This window comes from Streptomyces sp. PA03-1a (assembly GCF_033792805.1).
GTDB lineage: Bacteria > Actinomycetota > Actinomycetes > Streptomycetales > Streptomycetaceae > Actinacidiphila.
This window is the reverse complement of record NZ_JARAVO010000366.1, coordinates 1-6321: the sequence shown is the minus strand read 5'-3', so window position 1 is coordinate 6321 and position 6321 is coordinate 1. Positions and strand designations below refer to the sequence as shown.

Sequence of the window (6321 nt, the reverse complement as noted above, 5' to 3'; positions counted from 1 at the left end):
AACTCGTGACTCCTTTTATTTCGTCGGCACCGTACGATTGTGTTGAGAGTCATTTTTCTTTTTAATGAACCGGCGACCAACGATATGTACACAGGGCTAGTCGTCGGGAGGCGAAGATGTGACTAAGAGACAGGGCTCGCACCGCGCCCCTGCCGCCGGTCGCCCCGCCGCCCACCCAGCCGTACGGCGGTCCCGTCGGGCCCTCCGGGCCCATGGGCCCGTCCGGTCCGGTGGGCCCGGTGTGGGGCACGCCGGTGCCGGCCGCCCCCGCGCCCAAGAAGCGCGGCAACGGCGGCCTGGTCGCCGCCGTCCTGGTCGCCGCGCTCGTCGCGGGCGGCATCGGCGGCGGGGTCGGCTTCTGGGCCGCGGACCGCAACGACAGCTCCTCCTCGACCACCGTCTCCTCGGTCGGCAACCCCAAGGACCTCAGCCGTGCCGCCGACTCGGTCGCGGGCATCGCCAAGCAGGCCCTCCCCAGCGTCGTCACGATCGAGGCCACCGGCCGCCAGGAGAGCGGCACCGGCACCGGCTTCGTCTACGACAAGGAGGGCCACATCCTCACCAACAACCACGTCGTGGCCCCCGCCGCCGACGGCGGCAAGCTCACCGCCACGTTCTCCGACGGCAAGAAGTACGAGGCCGAGGTCGTCGGCCGCGCCCAGGGCTACGACGTCGCCGTCGTCAAGCTCAAGGGGGTCACCCCCGACAAGCTCACCCCGCTCGCCGTCGGCGACTCCGACAAGGTGGCCGTCGGCGACTCCACCATCGCCATCGGCGCCCCCTTCGGGCTCTCCGGCACCGTCACCACCGGCATCGTCAGCGCCCTGCACCGCCCCATCGCCTCCAGCGACGGGGAGGGGTCCAACGCCTCCTACATGAGCGCCATACAGACCGATGCCTCGATCAACCCCGGCAACTCCGGCGGCCCCCTCCTGAACTCCGAGGGCGCTGTCATCGGCATCAACTCCGCGATCCAGTCCACCGGCAGCGACGGCACCTCCCAGTCCGGCAGCGTGGGCCTGGGCTTCGCCATCCCGATCGACCAGGCCCGCCGCGTCGCCCAGGACCTGATCAAGAACGGCGAGCCCGTCTACGCCGTCATCGGCGTCCATGTCGACTCCAGCTACAGCGGCGAGGGCGCCAAGATCGCCACCGGCGCCGACGCCGTCACCTCCGGCGGCCCCGCCGACCAGGCGGGCCTGCGCTCCGGCGACGTCATCACCAAGTTCGACGACACCGTGGTCGACTCCAGCCCCACCCTCATCGGCGAGATCTGGCAGCACGAGCCCGGCGAGAAGGTCAACCTCACGTACACCCGTGACGGTCAGACCCGTACCGCCACCCTCACTCTCGGCGAACGCAAGGGCGACAGCAGCAGCTGAGCCGACCCGTTAGGCTGTCCCCGCGCCGCCCGGCCCACCAGCCGGACCTCGCGGCGCGGGGAGAGTTGCCCGAGCGGCCTAAGGGAACGGTCTTGAAAACCGTCGTGGCAGCGATGTCACCGTGGGTTCAAATCCCACACTCTCCGCACAGGCCGGCGAAGGCGCTGGACAGAAGGGGTGCCCCAAGACACGGGGGCGCCCCTTCTTCGTGCACGATGGTCGGAGACCGGACCGTGCTGAACTTCGGGTAGCGGGGTGCACGCAGGAGGCGCGGGGATGAGCGTGATGTGGGCGGCGACCGCGCCGGAATCGGAGAGGCGCTCGGACGTGGCGGCTCTGGCGGAGCGTGTCGGCGAACTGCGCACCCGTGGCCAGGGGTACGTCGAAGTCCGGCTGCCAGGCGGTGGCTTTCCCCTGCTGGCTCTGGGCTTTCGCGGTGATCAAGCGGTCATCCATCTGTGCGATGACGCGGACAGGTCGTCCCTTCTCCGCGGCGATGGCACCGCCGCGGCGGATGCCGTGGTCGAAGTCCCGGTCATGGACGACCTGGTTGTCTTCAGCGGCGATGTCGTCCTGGCTGTCGATCGCGCCTGGCTCCTGGTTCGTACCTTCATCCAGGCGGGGACGCCTGGCGAACTGGGCGAGTGATGCCAGTTGTGACCACGGCGCGAGCCCCGCGTGCCTGAACGGCACCGCCGCAACAGTCCCCGGACGAGTGCGACGGCGTGCCGGCCGGATCGCCGGAGGCCGAACCTCGGTCCTGAGCAGGGGCTTTATTGGTCGCCTACACGCTGGGGGGAAGGTCTTGAGAACCGTCCTGGCGGCGATGTCACCGTGGCTCACGCCCCACGCCCCACGCTCTCCGCACCGGGCCGGCGAATGCGCTGGACGGAAGGGGTGCCCCAAGACACGGGGGCGCCCCTTCTTCATGCGGCGGGGATGGGTGAACGCCTCGACGCCGCGTACGCCGGCCCTGTCGGGGTCGGCCGTCCGGCGAACCGCCGGTGTCGGTGACGGGACGGTGGGGGCGGGGGTGAGAGAATACGCTTAACGGTCAAACCGGGCATGGGATCTGCTCGCGTGCCGCGGGCGGTCACCGCGCCGGTCCCGGCCGCCGTCCCGAACGGCAAGGGCTGATCACCATGACGGGTGTCGCGCTCCTGGGTGTGCTGCTGGCCTCGGCCGGTGGCCTGGCCTATGCCCGTCGACGGTTCCCGGTGGCGTTCTGGCTGCTGTTCGGGCTGCCGCTGGCCTGGGGGCGGTTCCTGTCGACCTACGGTTCCACGATGGCGGCATGCGGGCTGGCCGTACCGCCGTCGTGGGCGCGGGCGTTGGCGGGGCGTGCGGCGGGGCGCAGGGAGGTGCGGCCGGTGCCGCCGAGGATCCGCCGGGTGGGCGGCTCGCTGACCGGCATGCGGGTGCGGCTGCGCCTGCCGGGCGGGCTGGAGCCGGCCGATGTGGCCGCGGCGTCCAACCGGTTGCGCCACGCGTGGGGCGTGCACGCGGTGCACGTGGTCGAGCTCGGCCCCGGGGTGGTCGAGTTGCGGATGACCGGCTACGACGTGCTCCGCGACGTACGGATGCCGCGCCGCCTGCCGTCCGGCCCGATGGTGGTGCCGGTGGCGCTGCGGGACGACGGGACCGCCTTCGTGCGGAACTACCGGGAGATCCCGCACGCGCTCACCCTCGGGGCGAACCAGTCGGGCAAGTCGGTGTACCAGCGCAACCTGATCATGAACCTGGCCCGGTTGCCCGTGGCCCTGGTCGGGATCGACTGCAAGGGCGGGGTGGAGCAGATCCCGTACGCGTCCCGGCTGTCGGCCCTGGCGACCGACCGGGAGCAGGCGGCGGAGCTGCTGGACGCGCTGGTGGGGGAGATGGAGCACCGGTTCGCGGTGCTCAAGGAGTGCCAGCGCACGGCGCTGGACGCCCCGGAGGAGGAGGTGGCCTCCGACATCTGGGGGCTGCCCGCGTACGTGCGGCCGGTGCCCGTCGTGGTGCTGGTCGATGAGGTCGCCGAACTGTTCCTCAGCACGACGAAGAAGGACGAGGAACGCCGGGACCGCATGGTGGCGAACCTGATCCGGCTGGCGCAGCGGGCCCGCGCGGTCGGCATCTACCTGGAGATCTGCGGGCAGCGCTTCGGGGTGGAGCTCGGCAAGGGCGCCGCGACGCTCCGGTCCCAGCTCTCCGGTCGCGTCGTGCACCGCGTCAACAAGCAGACCGCCGAGGTGGGCCTGGGCGACATCTCGTCCGAGGCGATGGCCGCCGCGACCGCCATCGCCCCGGACCGGGTGGGGGTCGCGGTGGCGGGCGACGCCTCAGGGGGCTGGTCCCACATCCGCACCCCGCTGGTGTCGATCGCCGAGACCGCGGCCGTGTGCCGTGCCCACGCCCATCTGGTGCCCGACCTGCCGGCCCTGGACCGGTACCGCCCCTCCGCCGCGGGCGAGGAGGACGGACCGGCGGAGCCCGGGCCCTTCCCCCGGCCCCGCTCGGGCCCCGAGTGAGGACCGGTAGCCTCGCGGGGTCGTTCGCCGGTGCGGAGGAGGGGATCGTGATGGCAGCAGCGGGGTTTCCGCTGATCGAGCCGTACGCGTCGGGGCTGCTCGACGTCGGGGACGGGCAGCGCGTCTACTGGGAGACCAGCGGGAACCCGGACGGCAAGCCGGTCCTGTGCGTGCACGGGGGACCGGGCTCCGGGGGGAAGCGGGGCAGCAAGAAGACCTTCGATCCCGAGGTGTACCGGATCGTGCTGTTCGACCAGCGGGGGTGCGGGCAGAGCCTGCCGCACGCCTCGGACCCGGCGGTGTCGCTCGAGCACAACACGACCGAGCACCTGATCGCCGACATGGAGCGGCTGCGCGAGCACCTGGGCGTCGAGCGGTGGATGCTGTACGGCGGTTCGTGGGGCTCGACGCTGATCCTGGCGTACGCGCAGCGGTACCCGGAGCGGGTGTCGGAGATCGTGATCGTCGGGGTCACCACGACCCGGCGGGAGGAGATCGACTGGCTCTACCGCGGCGTGGCCCGGCTGGTGCCGGGGCCGTGGGAGACGTTCCGGGACGGGGTGCCGCCCGGTGAGCGGGACGGGAACCTGCCGGCCGCGTACGACCGGCTGCTGAACGGCCCGGACGCCGCGGCGCGGGAGAAGGCCGTACGCGACTGGGTCACCTGGGAGGACGCGGTCATCGCCCATGAGACCAACGGCAAGCCGGGGGCCTACGGTGACCGGCCGGACGACGACCTGGTCGCCTTCGTGCGGATCTGCGCGCACTACTTCGCCAACGGCGCCTGGCTGGAGGAGGGGCAGTTGCTGCGGGACGCGCACCGGCTCGCCGGGATCCCGGGGGTGCTGATCCACGGGCGTCTCGACCTGGGCAGTCCGCTGACGACCGCGTGGGAGCTGGCGAAGGCGTGGCCCGACGCGGAGCTCCAGGTGATCGACGACTCCGGTCACACGGGCAGCCCCACCATGGGGGAGGCGGTCGTGGCGGCGGCGCGGCGCTTCGGCACGCGCTGACGCGGACGGTCACTCGCCGCGGGGCCGCTCACTTGCCGCGGGGACGGGGCGGGACGATGTCGAGCACGGCCATCATGCCCATGTCCTCGTGGTTGAGGATGTGGCAGTGCAGCACCGTCCGGCCGGTGAAGTCCGTGAAGGGGATGCGGATCACGACCCTGCCGCGGGCGGGCACGTTGACCGTGTCGAACCAGCGGTGGTCCGGGTCGCCGGCCTTCCCGTTGGTGCTCATCAGCTGGAACTGGTTGGTGTGGACGTGGAAGGAGTGCTCCTCGTCGCTGTCGTTGCGGACGGTCCACTCCTCGACGGTGCCGAGGACGGAGGTGAAGTCCACCCGGTCCGGCGCGTAGGTCCGGCCGTTGACGTAGAACACGTCGCCCGCCGCGTTCTCGGTGAACACCACCGTCTTGCGGTCCGCGACCGTGGCGTGCGCCAGGTCCTCGTTGGGCGCGAAGTCCGTCGGGATCCGCGCCGGGGTCACGGGGGCGCCGCCGGTCACGACGGTGGCCAGGTCGGTGCGGGGGAACCGGTTGCCGGCCTTGCCGGTGTCGTAGGCGAGGGTCTCCAGCGTCGTGGTGCCGGGCCGGCTGCCGCCCTGCACCAGGACGTCGAACCGGGCGCCGGCGGCGATGACCAGCGTGTCCGCGGCGTAGACCCTGCGGACCGGGTAGCCGTCCTGCGCGATCACGTGGAAGCGGCTGCCCTTCAGGTGCAGGCGGTAGTAGATGTTGGCGCCGATGTTGGCCAGCCGCCACAACTGGGTCTCGCCGGGCCGGAGGCCGATCACCGGGTTCTGCTGCCCGTTGACGGTGCGGTTGGTGCGCGTCCCGATCTTCAGTTTATGGGTCCTGATCGCGTCGCCGTGGAACTGGAAGTCCTTGAGCGCGACGACGTGCTCGGTGATCCCGCGCAGGGACGGGGGCAGGTACCGCCGCAGGCCGTCCACGACGATGACGCCCGACTCCCCGCCCGCGACCTGGGCGGCGGACATCATGTCGGCGTGCGAGTGGTACCAGTAGGTGCCGGGCGTGATGGTGCGCGGCAGCCGGTAGGTGTAGTGGTGGCTCCGGCCGTACGTGATGGCGATGAAGATGTCGTCCGCGGGGCTGCGCGGTGAGACGTGGAGCCCGTGCACGTGGACGTTGGTGTCCTCGCGCACCCGGTTGGTCATGGTGAGGTCGATGCGGTCGCCGGGCCGTACGCGCAGCGTCGGCGGCATGTACCTCCCGTTGTAGGTGAGGGCGTACAGCCGGTGGTCGCCGACCCGGACCTTGCGGCGCTCGACGACGATGGCCGCCTTGAGGACCCCGTCGCGGCTGACCAGTTCCGGGGGGTCCTGCAGCCGTGGGCCGGGTCCCGCCGGGGGCGCCTGCCGGTCCTGCGGGGGGGGCCGGCCCCGGGCTCTTACACAAACCT

5 protein-coding genes and 1 tRNA gene are annotated in these 6321 nt (G+C 71.7%); 5 read left to right on the top strand and 1 reads right to left on the bottom strand.

Annotated elements, in window-relative coordinates:
* Positions 1-149: 149 nt before the first annotated feature.
* The 5 genes from PV341_RS43010 to pip all read left to right on the top strand — a co-directional run bounded on the left by PV341_RS43010 (position 150) and on the right by pip (position 4905).
* On the top strand, positions 150-1382 hold the full coding sequence (locus tag PV341_RS43010; RefSeq protein WP_500360725.1) for a S1C family serine protease: 1233 nt from the start codon (positions 150-152) through the stop codon (positions 1380-1382).
* A 59-nt stretch (positions 1383-1441) separates the two neighbouring features.
* Positions 1442-1528, top strand: a tRNA-Ser gene (locus PV341_RS43005).
* 130 nt (positions 1529-1658) lie between these two features.
* Positions 1659-2030 (top strand): hypothetical protein, encoded by a 372-nt coding sequence (locus PV341_RS43000; protein ID WP_500332357.1) that lies wholly within the window; start codon positions 1659-1661, stop codon positions 2028-2030.
* Between the two features lie 494 nt (positions 2031-2524).
* Positions 2525-3892, top strand: a complete 1368-nt coding sequence (locus PV341_RS42995) for an FtsK/SpoIIIE domain-containing protein (RefSeq protein ID WP_500360724.1) — start codon at positions 2525-2527, stop codon at positions 3890-3892.
* A gap of 50 nt (positions 3893-3942) precedes the next feature.
* A complete protein-coding gene (gene pip / locus PV341_RS42990) occupies positions 3943-4905 on the top strand; it encodes a prolyl aminopeptidase (RefSeq protein WP_500360722.1) in 963 nt (320 codons plus the stop codon).
* Positions 4906-4933: 28 nt separating this feature from the next.
* Here the strand turns inward: pip and PV341_RS42985 are convergent.
* On the bottom strand, positions 4934-6321 hold a 1388-nt coding region (locus tag PV341_RS42985), incomplete at its 5' end, for a multicopper oxidase family protein (protein WP_500360720.1).